The following is a 20,010-nucleotide window of genomic DNA, read 5'->3' as shown; positions in this document are numbered from 1 at the left end:
CGATGCTACGCCGTCCAGTCAGCGCACAGCGCAAACATGCGCGAATTGTCGGGCAGCTGTTGCGAAAAAACGATGGACAATCTGTCAGTTATCTGACCGCTAAGTGATTGATTGAAAACATTTTTATTGTTCTGGTGACATCGCTGGTCCTGCTTGTTGAATACTGGATATAATCACAGTATGTCCCAGCCGCCGCGCCGCATTGCCCACCTCGACATGGATGCCTTCTATGCATCCGTCGAATTGCTGCGCTACCCGGAACTGCGTGGCCAGGCCGTCGTCATCGGCGGCCGCTCGGCCAACGCGCCGACGCTGCGGGCGGATGGCACGCGCGATTATGCGCGGCTGCGCGACTACGCCGGTCGCGGTGTCGTCACGACTTCCACTTACGAAGCCCGCGCACTGGGCGTGTTTTCGGCGATGGGCATGATGAAGGCGGCCGCGCTGGCGCCCGATGCGATCCTGCTGCCGGCCGACTTCGACTCCTACCGCCACTATTCGCGCCTGTTCAAGACGGCCGTGGCCGGCATCGCGCCCCATATCGAGGATCGCGGCATCGACGAGATCTATATCGACCTGACCGATCATCCCGACGAGACGCCCGCGCTGGCCCAGCGCATCAAGGACGCGGTGCGCGCGGCAACCGGACTGTCCTGCTCCATCGGCATCGCGCCCAATAAACTGCTGGCCAAGATCTGCTCCGACCTGGAAAAGCCGAACGGCATGACGCTCATCTCCCATGACGACGTGCCCACGCGCATCTGGCCGCTGCCGGTGCGCAAAATCAACGGCATCGGCCCGAAAGCGAATACGAAGCTCATTGCGCTGGGCATCGAAACGGTGGGCCAGCTGGCGCACGCGGACCCGAAGCTGCTGCAGGAGCATTTCGGGCTGAACACGGCGCAATGGCTGCGCGACGTGGCGCACGGCGTCGACACCCGCGCCGTCGTCACGAGTTCAGAGCCGAAGGGCATCAGCCGCGAGACCACGTTCGAGCGCGACCTGCATGCAAAGCACGACCGCGCCGCGCTGTCCGATATTTTCACGCGGCTGTGCGTGCGGCTGTCGGAAGACCTGCACCGCAAGCGTTACGCCGGCCGCACGGTGGGCATCAAGCTGCGCTATGCGGACTTTCATACCGTCACGCGCGACGTGACGTTGCCGCAACCGACCGCAGACGCGGCGACGATCCGGCGCGCGGCCGGCGAATGCCTGCGCCGGGTGCCGCTGGAGCAGCGCATCCGGTTGCTGGGCGTACGCGTCAGTGCGTTGACGCCGATCGACGAGTTGGCGCAGGCGCGGTTTCCCGTGCAGGGCGACCTGTTCGAGCAAGGGTGAGCGGTCATTCCACGCTACTCCCGCTGCAGTTCTGCGGATGACAGCGCAGTGCGATCAATAACGGGAAAAGTCGGGCAAGAAAACGCTATATAATAATTAGATTGCTTTAATGTTAATTAACGCGGGTTCTGCTTAATACTTTACCTAAGTTCAGCTCGAATTATTGATTACACTCAACTCTCGAAGGGTAATATATGAAGAAAGCTTTGATAGCGATGATCCTCGGCACGGCTGCGCTGGCGGCCCAAGCCGATCCACTGATTTATTCTTGGTCCTACACAGGTTATCTCGTTGCCCGGACCTACTCTAGCATCCCTAGTGGTGAATACGGTGATTGGATTGATGAGGAATTTATCAGCGGCTCGTTCAAAGGTGAGGACCTGAACGGAGATAGTCGCATCACCATGGAAGAAATCAGCAATTTCAAGTCCAGAGATAGTGTCTGCGCATGGCCAGGCCAGCCGAGCGGCGCGTGCAGGTTGTTCAGCTTTTCATACGACTTGGCAGCGCAAAAGCTGGACATGGAGTATTCCCGCTGGACGCGCTACCAGACCATCGACATGAGCAAGCCCGCTACGGCGTACTACTCTAATGACTTGCCTTTCGATACCTACTACTTCATCACTCCCCAAACGAAGTTCAATATTACAACCGCCATCCCGGAGCCATCGACTTACCTGATGCTGGGCACGGGGCTGGGCCTGCTGGGTCTCGGCCTGCGCCGCCGTCGCGCCTGACGACAGCTGCGGGCCGCCGCTACGGCGGCCCGCTCGGCAGCCTTGTCAGCCTGTCAAGGTTGCCGAACTAACCGATGACTTGCCTTGTCGGGACCGGTAGAATACCGTTCCCCCCGGAATTAGCTGATCAAGGCAAACAACGCTATGTGGTTCAAGAATCTCCAGATTTACCGTCTGCCCGCGCCGTGGGCATTTACCCCTGAACAACTCGAAGAAGCGCTGCGTCCGCATGCGTTCACGCCGGCCAGCAGCAATGAACTGATGCGCCAGGGCTGGGACTCGCCACGCGGCAATGGTTCGCTGGTGCACGTCGTCAACAAGCAGATGCTGATCCTGCTGGGCACCGAGAAAAAACTGCTGCCGACCACGGTGGTCAACCAGGTCGCCAAGGCGCGCGCGCTGGAAATGGAAGAGCAGCAAGGTTTTGCGCCCGGCAAGAAGGCGATGAAGGAACTGAAGGAACGCGTGCACGACGAGCTGCTGCCGCGCGCCTTTACCATCCGCGGCAATGTGTGGACGTGGATCGACCCCGTCAACGGCTGGCTCGTCGTCGATGCGGCCAGCCCGGCCAAGGCCGACGAAGTCATCAAGCTGCTGCTGAAGGCGGTCGATCGCATGCCGCTGGAAAGCCTGCGCGTGCAGCGCTCGCCGGTCGGCGTCATGACGGCATGGCTGCAGGACGACGAGGCGCCGGCCGGCTTCACGGTCGACCAGGACACGGAACTGCGCGCCACCGGCGAAAGCAAGGCTGCTGTGCGCTACGTGCGCCACACGCTGGAGCCGGAAGAGGTGCGTCGCCATATCGCGGCCGGCAAGCAGTGCACGCGCCTGGCGATGACGTGGGACAGCAAGATCTCGTTCGTGCTGACGGAAGCGCTGGCGATCAAGAGCGTCAAGCCGCTGGACGTGCTGAAGGAAAACGAAGCCGTCACCCGCAACGATGACGAGCGCTTCGATGGCGACTTCATGCTGATGACGGGCGAACTGTCCAAGCTGCTGAAGGACGTGGTGGAAGCCCTGGGCGGCGAAGCGACGGCCTGAGCGGCGGTCTTGCTCGCCCTGGCGGCGCCCGTCCCCTGCGGACCGGGCGCCGTTTTTTTTATTACTTCGTCTGGAACACGCCGGCAGCACGGTTCTTCTGCACATTGTGCCAGTCGAACACAGTGCCGTTCATCGCTACGTAGACACCCGGCGGCAGCGCCTGCGCCACGCCGCAAGCGAAGCCCAGGTTGAAGAAGGCGTCGGAATTGTCGATCTCGTATGGGATCATCGCGCCCGTCAGCACGATGGTCTTGTCGAGCGCGGCAGGGCCCAGCACGGCGGCCGTTTCCGGCATCGTGTCAGTGCCGTGCACGATGACGATGGCGCGCTCGGCGGCGGCCTGGCAGGAGGCCAGCACGCGGGCGCGGTCGGCGTCCTGCATGTCGAGCGAGTCGAGCAGCGGCAATTGTTCCAGTTGCACGCCCACGGTCAGGCGCGCGCGGGCGATGGCGGCAGGCAGGTGGCTGTCGGCAAAGCCGAGCGTGCCGTTCAGTTCGTTGTAATGCTTGTCGAAGGTGCCGCCGGTGGCGATGATGCGCAGAGTCATGGTAAAGCCGATAACGAGTTGCAGAATGCTCAATGATAGCGCGCGCTGCGCCCTGAACCACAAAAACTTTCTATGCACTCATCTGGCAACTTGTCGCGTCGTTGAGTACACTGGGAAGCTGTTGCAACGAGGCCGGCGTTGCAGCGCCCTCGTCGCGTTCCTAGCCTGATCCCTGGCCGCTGTCCACAGTTTTCACTCTGCAACGATCATGAAAGCGCTCGCTCCCGGCACCGTCATCTTCCACCGTCATCGCGGCTATGGCGTCATCACGGCCGTCAACCTGCTGACGGGCTGGATCGCCGCCCGCTTCGGCAGCGAAAGCCGCACGCTCGACCTGAACCTGTCCACCGACGAGGTACAGTACGCGGACGGCGAAGCGATCCTGTTTCGCCGCGCCCCGCCCGACCGCATGCCGCATGCGCGCCTGATGGCGATGGTGCGCGCGCTGCACGAGGCCGGTTACCAGAAGCTGTATTTATACTCCTGGCCCAAGCCTTCCGGCCTGCACTGGCGCTGGCACCTGTTTACCGGCACGCGCGACTGGATGCAGCGCTCGTGGCGCGAAGGTTGGTATGGTTCGGGCGCCGACTACAACGTCAATCCCGTCATGGGCTGGGGCGACAACCCCGCCGCCACCTCCGAAGAACTGATCCATGCGCTGGCGAAATTCGATCCGCAGGGGCTCGCCCAGGCACTCGGCCGCGACGAGGACCACACGGCCTGGTTCGCCCAGGTCTGCGATGCGCTGCTGCCGGGCTATATGTACAGCCTGGACATGCAACGGCCGAACGGCGGTCCGCTGACGGAGATGCCGCCGGTGCCCGTCATCCCCGTGCGCGCCGGCCTGCCGCAATACAACGGCCCGGAGATCGGCTGGCCGCCCGGCTGGGCCGGCCTATGGACGAAGGTCCACGCCATGCCGGCACGGCGCATCAACCTGACGGGCATCCCCGAGGCCTGAACTAACTGCCGAGCACGTGTCCCACCCCGGGGTCAGACCCCAAACGGGACACGAGCTCAACCATCGATCCACTGCCGGGTTCGTGTCCCACCTCGGGGTCTGACACCAGAACGGGACACGAACTCAGCCGTTGGTGGCGTCGACGTGCTGGCGGTAGTCGGGATTCAGGATCGTCTGGCACTGTCCCGCCTCGAAGTCCAGAAGGTTCTGGAACGCGTGGCGGAAATACAGCTCGTAGCTTTCCTTCTCGACGTAGCCCAGGTGTGGCGTCGCCAGCACCTGCGGCATGCGCAGCAGCGGCGAGTCTTCCGGTAGCGGCTCGCTGGGGAAGACGTCCAGCGCCGCCTGGCCAGGACGGCCGCTGCGCAGCGCGCTCTCCAGCGCCCCGTCCTCGACCAGCTCGGCCCGGCTGGTGTTGACGAACAGCGCGTCCGGTTTCATCCGCTCCAGGTCGCTGGCGGTCACGATGCCGCGCGTGGCGTCCGCCAGGCGCAGGTGCAGGGTCAGCACGTCCGCTTCCTCGAACAGCGCTTCCTTTGACGCCGCCGCACGGTAGCCATCCGCCATCGCCGCCGCGCGGCTGGCCTCGCCGCCCCAGACCAGCACGTCCATGCCGAACGCGCGGCCATAGCCGGCCACCATCTTGCCGATCTTGCCGTAGCTCCAGATACCCAGGGTGCGGCCGCGCAGCACGGTGCCCAGCGTGTTGAACGGCTGATTCGTGGACACCGTTTGCCAGGCGCCCGCCTTCAGGTTGGCGGCATACGGCACGATCTTGCGGGCTGCCGCCATGATCAGCGCCCACGTCAGCTCGGCGGGGGCAGTGGGCGAACCGACGCCTTCGGCGATGGCGATGCCCAGCTCGGTTGCGGCCGCCACGTCGACATGGCCGCTGACCTTGCCCGTCTGCGAAATCAACTTAAGGTTGGGCAACCTCGACAGCAGCGCCCGGTTCAGTTGGGTGCGTTCGCGGATCAGCACGACTGCGTCGAACGGCGTCAGCCGGGCCACCAACTGACCCGTGCCGCGGATGGAATTGTTGAAGACCTTGACGTCGTGATCGTCCAGCAAACTGAAGCAATCGAGTTCGCGGACGGCGTCCTGGTAGTCGTCAAGAATGGCAATTTTCATGGTTTAAATGAATTGGTAGGGAAATAACAGGATCGTGAATATCTCGAATAGCCTACTACATTAGTCAAGCTTTTTTCCTACATTTTTGTTAGAAATGCTCGGGTGCAGGTGTACAATCGGCCAGATCGGGGAAGTAGACAGATGAGCACGTCCAGGCTTGGCGCCTTGGAAACGGTGCCCGCTCTTCCTCATGCGTAACAACTCCCGACCCTGACAGGGAGCGCGCCCTCGAGCAATCAGCGCAGCGACAGCACCGCCGTACCGCCGAAGCATTTCGAATGCTTTTCCGAGCGCACACCAGACGACGAGACTGCCGAGTACCGGATTCTTTATTCGCATTGGAGCTTTTATGAATCAGCCAGTCATGGGAGGCGTTGCAACAGTGAACGCACCAGCTTACATCAAGCAGCAAAAACTGATCAACTGGGTGGCCGAGGTCGCCGCCCTGACCAAGCCGGACCGCATCTACTGGTGCGACGGCTCGCAGGAAGAATACGACCGCCTGTGCGCGGAAATGGTTGCCGCCGGCACCATGAAGAAGCTGAACGAAGCCAAGCGTCCGAATTCCTACCTGGCCTGCTCCGACCCGTCGGACGTCGCCCGCGTGGAAGACCGCACGTTCATCTGCTCGGCCACGAAGGAACAGGCCGGCCCGACCAACAACTGGACCGACCCGACCGAGATGCGCGGCACCCTGAACGGCCTGTTCGACGGCTGCATGACGGGCCGCACGATGTACGTCGTGCCGTTCTCGATGGGCCCGCTGGGCTCGCCGATCGCCCACATCGGCGTGGAACTGTCCGACTCGCCGTACGTGGCCGTCAACATGCGCATCATGACGCGCATGGGCAAGGCCGTGTACGGCGTGCTGGGCGAGAACGGCGAGTTCGTGCCGTGCGTGCATTCCGTCGGCGCGCCGCTGGCCGCCGGCCAGAAGGACGTGGCATGGCCATGCAACAGCACCAAGTACATCGTCCACTTCCCGGAAACCCGTGAAATCTGGTCCTACGGTTCCGGCTACGGCGGCAACGCGCTGCTGGGCAAGAAGTGCTTCGCGCTGCGCATCGCGTCGAACATGGGCTACCAGGAAGCGCAGCAGGGCGGCGCCGGCTGGCTGGCCGAGCACATGCTGATCCTGGGCGTGGAATCGCCGGAAGGCAAGAAGCACTACGTCGCGGCGGCATTCCCGTCCGCCTGCGGCAAGACCAACTTCGCGATGCTGATTCCGCCGGCAACCTTCAAGGGCTGGAAGATCACCACGATCGGCGACGACATCGCCTGGATCAAGCCGGGCGCCGATGGCCGCCTGTACGCGATCAATCCGGAAGCGGGTTACTTCGGCGTGGCCCCGGGCACGAACGAGAAGACCAACTTCAACTGCATGGCCTCGCTGAAGGAAAACACCATCTTCACCAACGTCGCGCTGACCGACGACGGCGACGTCTGGTGGGAAGGCATGACGAAGGAAGCACCGGCGCACCTGATCGACTGGCAGGGCAAGGACTGGACGCCGGCCTCCGGCACCAAGGCCGCGCACCCGAACGCGCGCTTCACCGTGTCCGCCGTGCAGAACCCCGTCATCGATCCGGCCTGGGACGATCCGGCCGGCGTGCCGATCTCCGCCTTCATCTTCGGCGGCCGTCGTTCGACGACCGTGCCGCTGGTGACGGAAGCGCGTGACTGGGTCGAAGGCGTCTACATGGCCGCCACGATGGGTTCGGAAACGACGGCCGCCGCCGCCGGCCAGATGGGCGTCGTGCGCCGCGACCCGTTCGCGATGCTGCCGTTCATCGGCTACAACATGAGCGACTACTTCCAGCACTGGCTGGACCTGGGCAAGAAACTGGCGGACAAGAACCCGGCCACCCTGCCGAAGATCTTCTGCGTCAACTGGTTCCGCACCGACGAGCACGGCCACTTCGTCTGGCCTGGCTTCGGCGACAATATGCGCGTGCTGAAGTGGATGCTGGAGCGCATCGAAGGCGAAGCGGGCGGCATCGAAACGCTGTTCGGCACGACGCCGCGCTACGGCGACCTGAAGTGGGACGGCATCCCGTTCTCGCCGGAAGAGTTCGAGACGATCACGTCGATCGACAAGGACGCCTGGCGCGAAGAGCTGAAGCTGCATGCCGAGCTGTTCGACAAGCTGGCGTTCCGCCTGCCGAAGGAACTGACCGACAACAAGGCCAAGCTGGAAGCCCGACTGGCGGGTTGATCGGCTGAGCTGACGGAAAAAGCGCACCCGCGGGTGCGCTTTTTGCTTAGGGGACTGTCCCTTCGGGGAGCGAAGTCGGGGTTTCGAAGAATTTGTTCTTTGCCGACGTAGCGGTTCTGGCATGCAGGCCAGAACCATGTCCCCGGTTTTTATCCGCGGCGGGGGCGTGGCAAGATACGGCTGAACACCGTTAACAGTTCGATTACCTCTGGAGCCAACCCATGCCCGACCCGCAAGTCCAGTTCTCCCCCGCCATCCCCGTACTGCGCTTCTTCGACGAGCGCAAAGCCCGCGAGTTCTACGTCGATTTCCTCGGCTTCACCATCGACTGGGAACACCGTTTCGCCGACGGCATGCCGCTCTACCTGCAGCTCAGCCAGGGCGGCCTGACCCTGCACCTGTCCGAGCACCATGGCGACGGCACGCCGGGCACGGTGGTCTTCCTGCCGATGGCCGGCATCCGCACCTGGCAAGCGCAACTGGCGCAACAGGAATACGGCTACGCCCACCCGACGGTCGAAACGGTGCCCTGGGGCGAACAGATGGAAATCGCCGATCCGTTCGGCAACCGGCTGCGCTTCTGCGAGCTGGGCGACGACTGAATGCGTCATCGCGGCGTCACATGACGTCGCGATAATCCGGGGCATCTCCTGTCCGGAGCCTGCCATGCCCCGTACCGTACTTGCCTTGCTTGCGCTGCTGTCGGCCTGCAGTGGCGTGGACGTCACGCCCGTCACCGCGATCCCACCGCCGCCGGTCGATCCCGGCTTCGTCGAAATCGTGCCGGCGCCGCGCGCCAGCTACCTGCACCGCGTGGCAGACGGCACCCCGGCCCGTCCGGACGGCATCGCCGAGGGCGCCGAGACGCTGTTGGCCCAGCGCCTGCCTTACCTGGACGCCATGCAGCGCCGCGCCGTGCTGCGCAGCACCGCGCTGCCGTCCGGCTACCTGGACCTGGACGCGGCGGCGCGCGGCTATCGCGCCTTCACGGGCAATGTGATCGTTGACATGGAAGCGGCGCTCGGCGGCTATCACGCGCGCGACGCCTGGCGCAACGACATCGGCGGCGGCGGCAAGCTGACGCTGCGCGGCAGCGGCACGCTGGCCCTGCATGGTCACAACAGCTGGGTGGGCGGTACCCAGGTCGAAGGCGGCATATTGGAAGCGGCGTCCGCCGACGCGCTGGGCGGCGGCGACGTGTATGTCGGCGGCGGCACGCTGGCCGGCGTGGCGTCCGAACGGCTGCTCGTCCAGGGCAACTACACCCAGTTGGCCAGCGCCACATTGGCGCTGGCGCTGCATGGCCCCGAGAGCGGCATGCACGTGCAGGGCGTCGCCACCTTGGCCGGGGGCACGCTGCACGTGCGCTTCGCGAACGGCTTCACACCACCCATCGGCAGCCGCCATGCCGTGCTGACGGCGGCGCGGCGCCATGGCGTGTACGACACGATCGTGATCGAAGGCCGCCAGGCCACCGCGTTGTACACGCCCACGGGATTGACGCTGCGTATCGACGGCTGAGCGGGGGGGGGCGCGGAACGCCTCAGCCGCCAACCTTGCTGAGGGCGAAGGCGCACAGGAAGCCCGTCACCGTGATCAGGCCGGCGAAGTCATGCGCTTCCTCGAAGGCTTCCGGGATCATCGTATCGACCAGCATGGCCAGGATGGCACCCGCGGCAACGGCCGTGGTGGCCGCGACCACCTGCTCCGACAGTCCGCTGAACAGGGTGAAGCCGGCCAGCGCCGCCGCGCCCGAGGCCAGCGTGATGCCGCCCCAGATGCCGAAGATGTAAGCGGCCGAGCGGCCCGCCTGCTTCATGCCGGCGGCACTCGACAGTCCCTCGGGAATATTGGACAGGAAGATCGCCGCCACGGTCACGCCGCTGACGGCACCGCCCTTCAGCATCGACAGGCCGATGACGATCGATTCCGGAATCCCGTCCAGCAGCGCGCCGACGGCGATGGCCGCTCCGCTGCTGGCGTCGTCCTTCTGTTTCGGCTGGCGCTCACCCGAGCGCTTGCGGTGCTTGGCGCCGTAGTAGGTCAGCACACGGTTGGCCGCCGTGTAGACGAGGGCGCCGCCCAGGAAGCCGATGGCGGTGGAGCGGAAGCCGCCCTGCTTGAAGGCCTCGTCCATCAATTCGAACGACAGGGCCGAGATCAGCACGCCGCTGCCGAACGCCATGATGGCCGCGATCAGGCGCTGCGGCACCTTGACCCAGTAGCCGACAGCGGCACCGAGCAGCAGCGCGCCCCCGGCCACGAGGCCCCAGCCGCCCGCCTGCATCCAAGGTGCCATGCCGTCCCCTCCGTTATCTGAACAGCACCAGTCTAAGTGGAAATGCCCGATGTTGCCCACACCGCGGTCGTCAAACTTGTTCCGCGCGCCGCCGCATCAAGCCCAGGATGGAGCGATGAAAGTCCTGCAGCACCATCCGCCCCCACAGGTCGCCGTACAGCTTCAGCTGCGATTTGTTGAGGAAGCGCGTCGTCAACGTCAGCTCGGTGCCGCCGTCGGCTGCCGGCGCCAGGTCGTAGCCGCCATCGAGCACCGTGAAGTAGGCGCCGCCCAGTTCCACGTGCTGGTCGAGCGCATCGCGCGGAATGCTGCCTGGCGGAATATGGAAGCGGTAGTGCATTGCACGGGGACGTTCCCAGTGCGTGATGACTTCCTCGAAGCGCACGTTCTTTTCCCAGCGCGACACGCGCACGGCGCCGGCCCCCGTGCCGCGCATGTCGGCCTCGATGGGCTTGGGCAGCCCGATCAGGTGGACGAACGCAAAGCCCAGTTCCCCGGGCCGGATGGCGCGCACGTCGGCCAGCTGGTCGAACACGACCTCCGGCGGCGCAGCGATGTGCATGGTCGTGGACACGACCTGCTCGCTCTGCGCGGGCGGCAGCGTCGCCTCGATCGGCCCCAGCAGCAGGGGCAGCAGGGCGAACGCGGAGACGGTACTCTTGCTCGCCGCCATGCGGCGGTGCAGCCAGCCGGCCAGCATGCCGCCCAGCACGGCAGCGACCATGAACACCGGCAGCACCAGCACGATGCAGATCAGTCCCTCCAGCAGGGTCACGAACATGGCAAGCAGGAACAGCAGCATGGCCTTGGCCGCCACGGCGGCATCCTGCCGTACCGACGTGCGCTGGCGGCGCGCCGCCATGAACACGGCCAGCGCGCCCAGCGAAAACGGCGTCACGATCAGGAAGGCTTTCGACACGATATTGAACCAGCCGCCTGGATTGACGCCGAAACCGAGGCGCAGGAACATGCCGTACAGCAGGCCGATCAGCAAGGGCCAGACGATGCGGGAGCGAAAGAAGCGGTACATTGCGCGGGCAAAGCCGCCATTGTCGCACCGATGGGCTGAAGAAATGTCCTTGCAATTTCGCACACCTGTGCTAAAGTTCGACCCATGAACACTTCCGCAAAAAGCGAAGCCACTTACGCGCTGATCGTCGACGCGGCCATGGAAATGGCGGCCGGCGAAGGCATCGGCAAGCTGTCGCTGGGCGAGCTGGCCAAGCGCACGGGCATCAGCAAGAGCGGGGTGTTCTCGCGCGTGGGCTCGCTGGAAAGCCTGCAAAGCGCGGTGCTGGACGAATACGACCGCCGTTTCGGTGAAGAGGTGTTCCTGCCTTCGCTGCAGCAGCCGGCCGGCCTGCCGCGCCTGCAGACGCAGGTCATGCTGTGGCTGAAGAAGGTCACGGACGAAAGCACGCGCAACTCCTGCCTGTACACGGCGGGCGCGTTCGAGTTCGACGACCTGGAAGGGCCGTTGCGCGACCGGGTCGAGCAGGGGGTGTCGCGCTGGCGCGCCTCCTTGCGCAAGACCGTGCTGCAGGCGATGGAAGCGGGCCACTTGCGGCCGGATACCGATCCCGAGCAGCTGGTGTTCGAGATCTACAGCCTGATCATCGGCGCCATGCACGACGTGCGCTTCCTGCGCGATGGCACGGCGCCGAAACGCATGCAGCGGGCGTTCAACCGGCTGATCTCGACGTACAAGAGCTTCAACGAGATCGAATGAGAAGTGCACGGGTGGCTTGCCGCCCGTTTTTTTGAACTGATTTCGCACATGTGTGCGAAATGGAGGCCAAGATGAAACTGCTGTTGCTGGCGCTGCCCGTCCTATATGTCCTGATCCATTACAGCGTGGCGGACCTGCTGCGCGCCATCCCCGACCGGAATGAAGATTTCGGCGACATTTGACCAGAGAGGAGACACCATGAGCACCCCCATCGATTTTTACTTTGACTTCGGTTCGCCCTACGCCTACTTCGCCGCCGCGCGCATCGACGCGCTGGCGGCGCGCCACGGCCGCACCGTGCGCTGGCGCCCCGTGCTGATCCTGGCGCTGTTCAAGGCCACGGGTGCGCTGCCGGCGCCGATGGTGCCGCTGCGCGGCCCGTACGCCGAGCGCGACACAATGCGCACGGCGCAGTTGAACGGCATCGTCTACCGCCAGCCGCCCAACTTCCCGCAACTGCTGCTGGCGCCGCCACGTGCCGCGCTGTGGATCGAGAACGAATACGGCGCCGACAAGGCGGCCACCTTTGCGCGGCGCTGCTTCGAGGCCTATTTCTCGGAAGGGATCGACATCAGCCAGGACGACGCGATCGTGCAGCTGGCCGAGGCGCTGGGCGTGGACGGCGCACGCCTGCGCGAAGGCCTGCACAGCGCGGCCATCAAGGAACAGCTGAAAACGGCGGGCGAGGAAGCGATCGCGCGCGGCGTGTTCGGCGTGCCGTTCATGATCGTCGATGGCGAACCGTTCTGGGGCTTCGACCGGTTCGACCAGATGGAGCAGTGGTTGACACAGGCGGCGGACACGAAGGCCGCCGCCTGATCGCGGGGATTACTTCTTCTTGGCCGGCGCGGCCAGCAGCGGCACCAGGTACTTGCCGGTGACGCTGTCCGGATTGGCGGCCACGTCTTCCGGCGTGCCGGTCGCGATGATGCGCCCGCCCCCGGCGCCGCCTTCCGGCCCCAGGTCGACGATCCAGTCCGCCGTCTTGATGACGTCCAGGTTGTGCTCGATGATGACGAGCGTGTTGCCCTGGTCGCGCAGGCGGTGGATCACCTTCAGCAGCAGGTCGATGTCGTGGAAGTGCAGGCCCGTGGTCGGCTCGTCCAGGATGTACAGGGTGCGGCCCGTGTCGCGCTTGGACAGTTCCAGCGACAGTTTCACGCGCTGCGCCTCGCCACCCGAGAGCGTGGTCGCGCTCTGGCCCAGCTTGATGTAGCCCAGGCCCACGTCCAGCAGGGTCTGCAGCTTGCGCGCGATGGTCGGCACGGCCTTGAAGAACTCGTGCGCGTCCTCGACCGTCATCTCCAGCACTTCCGTGATGCTCTTGCCCTTGTAGTGCACTTCCAGGGTTTCGCGGTTGTAGCGCTTGCCGTGGCAGACGTCGCACGGCACGTACACGTCCGGCAGGAAGTGCATCTCGACCTTCAGCACGCCGTCGCCCTGGCAGGCCTCGCAGCGGCCGCCCTTGACGTTGAACGAGAAGCGGCCCGCGCTATAGCCGCGTTCCTTGGCCGTCGGCACCGTCGAGAACAGGTCGCGGATCGGTGTAAACACACCGGTGTACGTGGCCGGGTTCGAGCGCGGCGTACGGCCGATCGGCGCCTGGTCGACGGCGATGACCTTGTCGAAGTGCTCCAGGCCGCTGATGGAATCGTGCGGCGCCGGTTCCGTCTGCGAACCGTACAGGTGGCGCGACAGGGCCGGGTACAAGGTGTCGTTGACCAGCGTGGATTTGCCGGAGCCGGACACGCCCGTCACGCACGTCAGCAGGCCAACGGGCACCATCAACGTCTGATTTTTCAGGTTGTTGCCGGTGGCGCCCGTGATGACCAGCTGGCGGTTCGGATCGGCCGCATGGCGCTTCTTCGGCACCTCGATCTTCAGGGAGCCGTTCAGGTACTGCGCCGTCAGCGATTCCTTGTTCTTCAGGATCTCCTTCAGCGAACCGGCCGCGATCACGTCGCCGCCATGCACGCCGGCACCTTTGCCCATGTCGACGATGTAGTCGGCCGTGCGGATCGCGTCCTCGTCGTGCTCCACTACCAGCACGCTGTTGCCGATGTCGCGCAGGTGTTTCAGGGTGTCGATCAGGCGGTCATTGTCGCGCTGGTGCAGGCCGATGGACGGCTCGTCCAGCACGTACATCACGCCCGTCAGGCCGGAGCCGATCTGCGAGGCCAGGCGGATACGCTGCGCCTCGCCGCCGGACAGGGTGTCCGCCGAACGGTCCAGCGACAGGTAATCCAGGCCCACGTTGTTCAGGAAGGTCAAGCGCGACACGATTTCCTTGACGATACGGTCGGCGATGTCGCGCTTGGCGCCCTTCAGCTTCAGCTGCTCGAAGAAGGTCAGCGTATCGCGCAGCGGCTTCTCGGCGATTTCATAAATCGCCTTTTCCTGCTTGCCGGTGCCGACCTTGACGTGGCGCGCCTCCACGCGCAGGCGCGCGCCCGTGCAGGTCGGGCATTTCTTTTCGTTGATGAACTTGGCCAGCTCTTCCTTCACGGCCATCGAGTCCGTCTCGCGGTAGCGGCGCGCCAGGTTGTTGACGACGCCCTCGAAGGTGTGTTCCTTCACCACCGTACGGCCGCGCTCGTTGACGTAGGTGAACGGCACAGTGTTCTTGCCGGAACCGTGCAGCACGACGTTCTGCGCGGCGGCCGGCAGCTTCTCGAACGGCATGTCCAGGTCGAAGTCATAGTGGCTCGCCAGGCTGGACAGCATTTGATAATAGAACTGGTTGCGGCGGTCCCAGCCCTTCACGGCGCCGGACGCCAGCGACAGGTTCGGGAACGCGACGATCCGCTTCGGATCGAAGAACTCGATGTGGCCCAGGCCGTCGCACTCGGGGCAGGCGCCCATCGGGTTATTGAACGAGAACAGGCGTGGCTCCAGCTCCTGCAGCGAATAGCCGCAGGAAGTGCAGGCGAACTTGTTCGAATAGACGTGCTCGACGCCGGTGTCCATTTCATAGGCCACCGCGCGGCCGTCGGCCAGGCGCAGCGCCGTCTCGAAACTCTCGGCCAGGCGCTGCTTCAGTTCAGGATTGACCTTGACGCGGTCGATGACGACGTCGATGGTGTGCTTTTCCGTCTTCTTCAGCTTCGGCAGGTCTTCCACTTCGTAGATCTTGGCGTCATGGGTGCCGCTCTGCACGCGGAAGCGCACGAAGCCCTGCGCCTGCATCGCCTCGAACAGGTCGGCATGCTCGCCTTTGCGGTTGGCCACGACGGGCGCCATGATCATCAGCTTGGTACCCTCGGGCATGCCCAGCACGGCATCGACCATCTGCGACACCGACTGCGCCGACAGCGCGTGGTCCGGGTGGTTGATGCAGTAGGGCGTGCCGACGCGCGCGTACAGCAGGCGCAGGTAGTCGTGGATCTCGGTGACGGTGCCGACGGTCGAGCGCGGGTTGTGCGAGGTGGCCTTCTGCTCGATCGAGATGGCGGGCGACAGGCCTTCGATCAGGTCCACGTCCGGCTTTTCCATCAGCTGCAGGAACTGGCGCGCATAGGCCGACAGCGACTCGACATAGCGGCGCTGGCCCTCGGCATACAGCGTGTCGAAGGCGAGCGACGACTTGCCGGAGCCGGACAGGCCGGTAATGACGATCAGCTTGTTGCGTGGCAGATCGAGATTGATGTTCTTCAGATTGTGGGTACGCGCGCCGCGGATGCGGATTTCTTCCATGGATATATGCCTTGAGTGGTCTGAGCCTGTGCCAACTGCGGTGGAGCCGGAACGGCCGATGCCGCGCTGGTGGCGCGGCGGTCGGTCAACCCGCAACTATAACGAGGTTCGGAAAACGATGCTGTGGGGACGCTTGAATCGTGGTGCCTGCGTGTGCCGGCTGCATGCCGGCCGGGAGCGCTGCCCAGTCTAGTTGCTGTCGAACACCGGTTTTTCAAGTGCCGCACCCACCCATGACCCGCATTTGACGCGGATCAGCCCAAATCCATCCGAACACTGTATATAATACCAGTATTCACAGGCGGGTGCTCGTGCGCCGTCGCGAAAAAATCCTGGTGCGCGACACCGCCCCGGTATGCTGTTTGCATACGCGCTGTCATATAATCGTCCTTTGGTAAAAATTCACGCAGGAGTACTACATGGCATCTGTCAACAAAGTCATCATCGTCGGCAACCTGGGCCGCGATCCGGAGATCCGCTACATGCCGAGCGGCGATGCCATCGCCAATATTGCCGTTGCCACGTCGTTCCGCAGCAAGGACAAGAACACGGGCGAGCAGAAGGAAACCACCGAGTGGCACCGCATCTCGTTCTTCGGCCGCCTGGCCGAGATCGTCGGCCAGTACCTGAAGAAGGGCTCCTCGGTCTACGTCGAAGGCCGCCTGCAAACGCGCAAGTACACGGACAAGGACGGCGTCGAGAAGTACGCCACCGACATCATCGCGCAGGAAATGCAGATGCTGGGCGGCCGCCAGGGTATGGGCGGTGGTGATGGCATGGGCATGGGGGGGGGGTGACGACATGGGCGGCTATGATGCGCCGCCGAGCCGTCCGGCACCTCGTCCGCAGCAGTCGGCTCCGGCACCGCGTCCGGCGCCTAAGCCGGCGCCGAATTTCTCGGATATGGATGACGATATTCCATTCTAATGAGCTCGCGGTTGTGATGACTAAAGCCCTACCAATTTTGGCGGGGCTTTTTTATGATCTGACGGTGCCGCGTTTGGCACTGGGGTAACGAAGCTAGATATCCCGGAGGATAAACTGTTCGCTCCTACAAGCTCTAACGCACAATACTCGACAGCTAACTGTGAATTTTTATCTCCAACCAGCAGTACACGCACCACCGCCGCCACTCGAGATATCGGAGTCGGAATTTATTAGGCTGCAAAGCGCTCGTAAGGTGCTGAATGCCGCCTTCTCGTTCGAAGAGAATTACGACTTGCTTATCGGGAACTATGTTGAAATCGAGAACTCGGCATTAGGTCTTGCAGCCTCCGTAATGGCGCGACGTCTCCACGGATACGAAGAAATGTTTGAACTTACAGCGGAAGTGAATAGGCGAGCTGTAAATTTCTTGAGTACGGCTAGGCTGTTTGTCGACCAAATTCTCCAACGTATCTCCGATTGTGACGGCGATAGGGAAGCGGTCAGGAACTTACTAAGGCAGGAGCATGCCGAAGCATTCGAATATCGCTTTATGGAAGCGCTTCGCAATCATGTGCAGCATTCAGGTTCTGCTGTACATGGCCTGTCATTTGGCGGCGACTGGGCGCCACCAGGGACGCGAGACAGACGTGTATTTGTGTTGAGTGCCTCTTCGCATAAGCGATATCTCGAGCTTGATCCAAAATTCAATAAGGCCGTTTTGCAGGAGTGCCCTGATCAAGTTGATTTTATGCAGGCAATGCGCCGCTACCTCAGCGCGTTAAGCAATGTCCACGATTTCGCTCGTTCAGGCATAAAAGATGGCGTCGAGAAAGCTCGCAAAACGTTTGAAGATGCCATAAGCCGTTACCAATCATTTTCTAACGAGTCATCATTGGGCCTTACCGCATATGGATCACGCCCAACAGGTAAGATGGAACAAGTTCTTGTATTTTTAAAGTGGGACGACGTTCGCATAAGGCTCTCGACTCGTAATCATAAATTGCGCTATCTCGATAGGACGATAATATCGAACTCTAATATTTGAAAGAAAATTCATTCTTTGCGCACGCAGACATAGTTCAGGAAGCGACTCCGGGCCGGCACTCAGCTCAACCGACCCCTTCGCTTGACGCGCTCTGCTTTAGCGCCCGTTGGTATTCGCTAAGACGCCGGCTGGTTACCACGCGCCCGGCAGCGTCAACCTGAACGTTTCCCGCCCTGCTACTGGCGCCACCAGCACCAAACTACCCTTATGCGCATGGGCAATTTCGCGCGCCAACGCTAGACCCAGCCCAACCCCGGCAATGCGCCTGTTGTGCGCCTCGTCGGCGCGATAGAAGCGCTCAAACAAGCGCTCACGCTGGTCAGCCGGAACGCCATCGGACGCATTGGCCACGTCGATATGCCAAACCTCATCGTCCCGCATGGCCGACAACCTGATCCATCCATCCGCCACCCTGTACTTGAGCGCATTACTCACCAAATTACGCAACACCTGGCCCAGCAACTCGATATCGCCACGAACCAGCAATTCCGGCGGCAGCGAAGGCACAGCGTCGCCCGCCGGCGCCAGCATCGCAATATCCTCCGCCAGCTCATCGAGCAAAGGCCGCAAATCAACCGGCGTCATCGGCAACTGCAACTGCCCAGCATCCGCGCGCGACAGCAGCAGCAGCTTGCGCACGATGCTGTCCAGCCCCCGCACCTCGTCGATCATGCGCGTCAGGCTTTGCTCCAGCACCGGGTCGTGTGCCGCGCGCTCGAAGCAGCGCTCCAGTTCGCCCTGCAGGATCGTCAGCGGCGTCTTGAGCTCGTGCGCGGCGTTGCCGGAAAAGCGGATCGCATGCGTAAAGCTGCGCTGCACCCGGTCGCCCATCTCATTGAAGACATTGATCAGCTGAGCGAACTCCAGCGCTTCGTCGGCGGGGCGTACGTGTTCGAACCGTGCATTGGCATTGACCGCGACCATCGCTGCCGTCAAGTGCTCGACGGGGCGCATCGCGCGGCCGGCCAGCAGCCAGGCCGTCACGCCGACCAGCAGGAACATGGGCAGGGTCGCCAGGTAGAAGTGCCTGGCCGTGGCATGCATCGTTGCCCGCGGCAGGGTCCAGTTCACCGCCAGCCACAGGTGGCGCGGCGTGCCGGCCGCGTCCACGGTGCCGATCGCGCCGATGCGCCACTCGTCTCGGCCCAGCACCACGTCTGTCAGCGGCGGGCTGCCGGGAGGCAGTGCCGCACAGCGTGCGGGTGCCGCGCCGGCACAGCCGGCTGGAAACGGCGTCGGCAGCCGGGCATCTAGGCCGACAGGCCAGTAACGCGAGCGGTACAGGTCGCGGCCGTGGCCGTCCTGGACCAGCAGCACGACCCGCGGACGCTCGGGCACGGTGTCCGAAAAACCGCTGAAGCTGGCGTCGAGTTGCTGTTCGAGGGATACCCAGTCGTGCGCGTGGGTGTCGCGCAGGGCGGGGCCGGCCAGGTGGCTGCGCTGGATCTTGTCGATCACCGCGTGACGCCGCTCGGCCACCGCCAGCATGCTGAAGACGACCAGCACGGCAATGCCGATGACCGCCGGTACGACGGCCATCAGCGCCACGTGGGCCCGGAACGAGCGCATCGGCCGCAACCAGCGCGTCATGCGTCGCTGTGCTTGAGCCGGTAGCCGACGCCGCGCACCGCGTCGATGCTCAGGTTGGCCGGCAGGTCGAGCTTCTTGCGCAGGCGCTGGATGCACACGTCGACCATATTGGTCTGCGGCTCGAAATCGTAGCCCCACACGTGTTCGAGAATCTGGGTGCGGGTGTACACGCGGTCCGGCGAGCGCATCAGGTATTCCATCAGGTTGAATTCGCGCGAGGTCAGTTCCACCGCGCGCTCGCCCAACTGCGCCACGCGGGTGAGGCGGTCGAGCTTGAGCGGTCCGACCGTCAGCATGTTCTGGCGTTCGCCGCTCACGCGCCGCATCAGCGCATGGATGCGCGCCACCAGTTCCTCGACGAAGAAGGGCTTGGCCAGGTAATCGTCGGCGCCCAGGTTCAGGCCCTCCAGGCGGTCGTCCAGTTCGTTGCGGGCGGTGAGCAGGATGACGGGCACGTTGCTGCCCTGGCGGCGGATGCCCTTCAGGATGGACAGCCCATCGCGGCCGGGCACCATGATGTCGAGCAGGATGACATCGTATTCGCGCGTGGTGCCGTACTCGTAGCCGCGCGTGCCGTCCTCGCAGTGATCGACGGTAAAGCCGTGTTCGCGCAAGCCCGCGCAGACAAAATTGGCAATCTTGGATTCGTCTTCGACGAGCAGGACTTTCATAACGTCCGAGCAAATCTTGCCATTATAAAACAGTTAATTCCTACATGTCAACGAACAGAAAATGACAATGTTGTAATCGTAGTGTT

17 protein-coding genes and 1 pseudogene are annotated in these 20,010 nt (G+C 63.5%); 11 read left to right on the top strand and 7 right to left on the bottom strand.

The features are described from left to right. Window positions 1-180 precede the first annotated feature (180 nt). The 3 genes from dinB (at window position 181) to E7V67_025995 (ending at window position 3,116) form a co-directional block, all read left to right on the top strand. Window positions 181-1,338 (top strand): DNA polymerase IV, encoded by a 1,158-nt coding sequence (gene dinB, locus E7V67_026005; protein ID WUR13103.1) that lies wholly within the window; start codon window positions 181-183, stop codon window positions 1,336-1,338. Window positions 1,339-1,532: 194 nt separating this feature from the next. After that, window positions 1,533-2,075, top strand: coding sequence for a PEP-CTERM sorting domain-containing protein (locus E7V67_026000; protein WUR13102.1), 543 nt, complete (start codon window positions 1,533-1,535; stop codon window positions 2,073-2,075). A 144-nt stretch (window positions 2,076-2,219) separates the two neighbouring features. Then, complete coding sequence (locus tag E7V67_025995; protein WUR13101.1) at window positions 2,220-3,116, top strand: recombination-associated protein RdgC; 897 nt, start codon at window positions 2,220-2,222, stop codon at window positions 3,114-3,116. Between the two features lie 61 nt (window positions 3,117-3,177). Here E7V67_025995 and E7V67_025990 read toward each other — a convergent pair whose 3' ends face one another. Continuing rightward, complete coding sequence (locus tag E7V67_025990; GenBank protein ID WUR13100.1) at window positions 3,178-3,663, bottom strand: asparaginase domain-containing protein; 486 nt, start codon at window positions 3,661-3,663, stop codon at window positions 3,178-3,180. A 208-nt stretch (window positions 3,664-3,871) separates the two neighbouring features. On the opposite strand from E7V67_025990, the gene E7V67_025985 reads away from it, so the two are divergent. Then, window positions 3,872-4,624, top strand: a complete 753-nt coding sequence (locus E7V67_025985) for an L-asparaginase (GenBank protein ID WUR13099.1) — start codon at window positions 3,872-3,874, stop codon at window positions 4,622-4,624. Between the two features lie 123 nt (window positions 4,625-4,747). On the opposite strand, the gene E7V67_025980 is transcribed toward E7V67_025985, so the two are convergent. Further along, window positions 4,748-5,755 (bottom strand): D-2-hydroxyacid dehydrogenase family protein, encoded by a 1,008-nt coding sequence (locus tag E7V67_025980; protein WUR13098.1) that lies wholly within the window; start codon window positions 5,753-5,755, stop codon window positions 4,748-4,750. Between the two features lie 349 nt (window positions 5,756-6,104). On the opposite strand from E7V67_025980, the gene E7V67_025975 reads away from it, so the two are divergent. The 3 genes from E7V67_025975 to E7V67_025965 all read left to right on the top strand — a co-directional run bounded on the left by E7V67_025975 (window position 6,105) and on the right by E7V67_025965 (window position 9,491). After that, a complete protein-coding gene (locus tag E7V67_025975; protein ID WUR13097.1) occupies window positions 6,105-7,970 on the top strand; it encodes a phosphoenolpyruvate carboxykinase (GTP) in 1,866 nt (621 codons plus the stop codon). A gap of 221 nt (window positions 7,971-8,191) precedes the next feature. After that, on the top strand, window positions 8,192-8,572 hold the full coding sequence (locus tag E7V67_025970) for a glyoxalase superfamily protein (protein WUR13096.1): 381 nt from the start codon (window positions 8,192-8,194) through the stop codon (window positions 8,570-8,572). A gap of 64 nt (window positions 8,573-8,636) precedes the next feature. Further along, the gene (locus tag E7V67_025965) at window positions 8,637-9,491 is read left to right on the top strand and encodes an autotransporter (GenBank protein WUR13095.1); all 855 of its coding nucleotides are present in this window, start codon (window positions 8,637-8,639) and stop codon (window positions 9,489-9,491) included. 22 nt (window positions 9,492-9,513) lie between these two features. Here the strand turns inward: E7V67_025965 and E7V67_025960 are convergent, their stop codons facing one another. Both E7V67_025960 and E7V67_025955 read right to left on the bottom strand, forming a co-directional pair. Further along, complete coding sequence (locus tag E7V67_025960) at window positions 9,514-10,269, bottom strand: ZIP family zinc transporter (GenBank protein ID WUR13094.1); 756 nt, start codon at window positions 10,267-10,269, stop codon at window positions 9,514-9,516. A 70-nt stretch (window positions 10,270-10,339) separates the two neighbouring features. After that, a complete protein-coding gene (locus E7V67_025955) occupies window positions 10,340-11,299 on the bottom strand; it encodes an SRPBCC family protein (GenBank protein WUR13093.1) in 960 nt (319 codons plus the stop codon). Window positions 11,300-11,383: 84 nt separating this feature from the next. Between E7V67_025955 and E7V67_025950 the strand changes: the two genes are divergently transcribed. Both E7V67_025950 and E7V67_025945 read left to right on the top strand, forming a co-directional pair. Next, on the top strand, window positions 11,384-11,998 hold the full coding sequence (locus tag E7V67_025950; protein ID WUR13092.1) for a TetR/AcrR family transcriptional regulator: 615 nt from the start codon (window positions 11,384-11,386) through the stop codon (window positions 11,996-11,998). Window positions 11,999-12,196: 198 nt separating this feature from the next. After that, window positions 12,197-12,817 carry a 2-hydroxychromene-2-carboxylate isomerase gene (locus E7V67_025945; protein ID WUR13091.1) on the top strand — a complete coding sequence of 207 codons (621 nt, stop codon included), beginning with the start codon at window positions 12,197-12,199 and terminating at the stop codon, window positions 12,815-12,817. Between the two features lie 9 nt (window positions 12,818-12,826). Here the strand turns inward: E7V67_025945 and uvrA are convergent, their stop codons facing one another. Then, entirely contained in the window at window positions 12,827-15,691 is a 2,865-nt protein-coding gene (uvrA, locus tag E7V67_025940) for an excinuclease ABC subunit UvrA (protein WUR13090.1), read from the bottom strand. A 419-nt stretch (window positions 15,692-16,110) separates the two neighbouring features. Between uvrA and ssb the strand changes: the two are divergent. Together ssb and E7V67_025930 are read left to right on the top strand one after the other, a co-directional pair. Then, window positions 16,111-16,618: pseudogene (ssb, locus tag E7V67_025935) on the top strand (single-stranded DNA-binding protein). A 253-nt stretch (window positions 16,619-16,871) separates the two neighbouring features. Next, the gene (locus E7V67_025930) at window positions 16,872-17,663 is read left to right on the top strand and encodes a hypothetical protein (GenBank protein ID WUR13089.1); all 792 of its coding nucleotides are present in this window, start codon (window positions 16,872-16,874) and stop codon (window positions 17,661-17,663) included. A gap of 132 nt (window positions 17,664-17,795) precedes the next feature. On the opposite strand, the gene E7V67_025925 is transcribed toward E7V67_025930, so the two are convergent. Then, window positions 17,796-19,253, bottom strand: a complete 1,458-nt coding sequence (locus tag E7V67_025925; GenBank protein WUR13088.1) for a HAMP domain-containing sensor histidine kinase — start codon at window positions 19,251-19,253, stop codon at window positions 17,796-17,798. Further along, a complete protein-coding gene (locus tag E7V67_025920) occupies window positions 19,250-19,924 on the bottom strand; it encodes a response regulator transcription factor (GenBank protein WUR13087.1) in 675 nt (224 codons plus the stop codon). The genes E7V67_025925 and E7V67_025920 overlap by 4 nt, the downstream gene beginning before the upstream one ends. Window positions 19,925-20,010 lie beyond the last annotated feature (86 nt).

This window comes from [Empedobacter] haloabium, assembly GCA_008011715.2.
GTDB lineage: Bacteria > Pseudomonadota > Gammaproteobacteria > Burkholderiales > Burkholderiaceae_D > Rugamonas > Rugamonas haloabia.
This window is presented reverse-complemented; position numbering and strand designations above follow the sequence as displayed.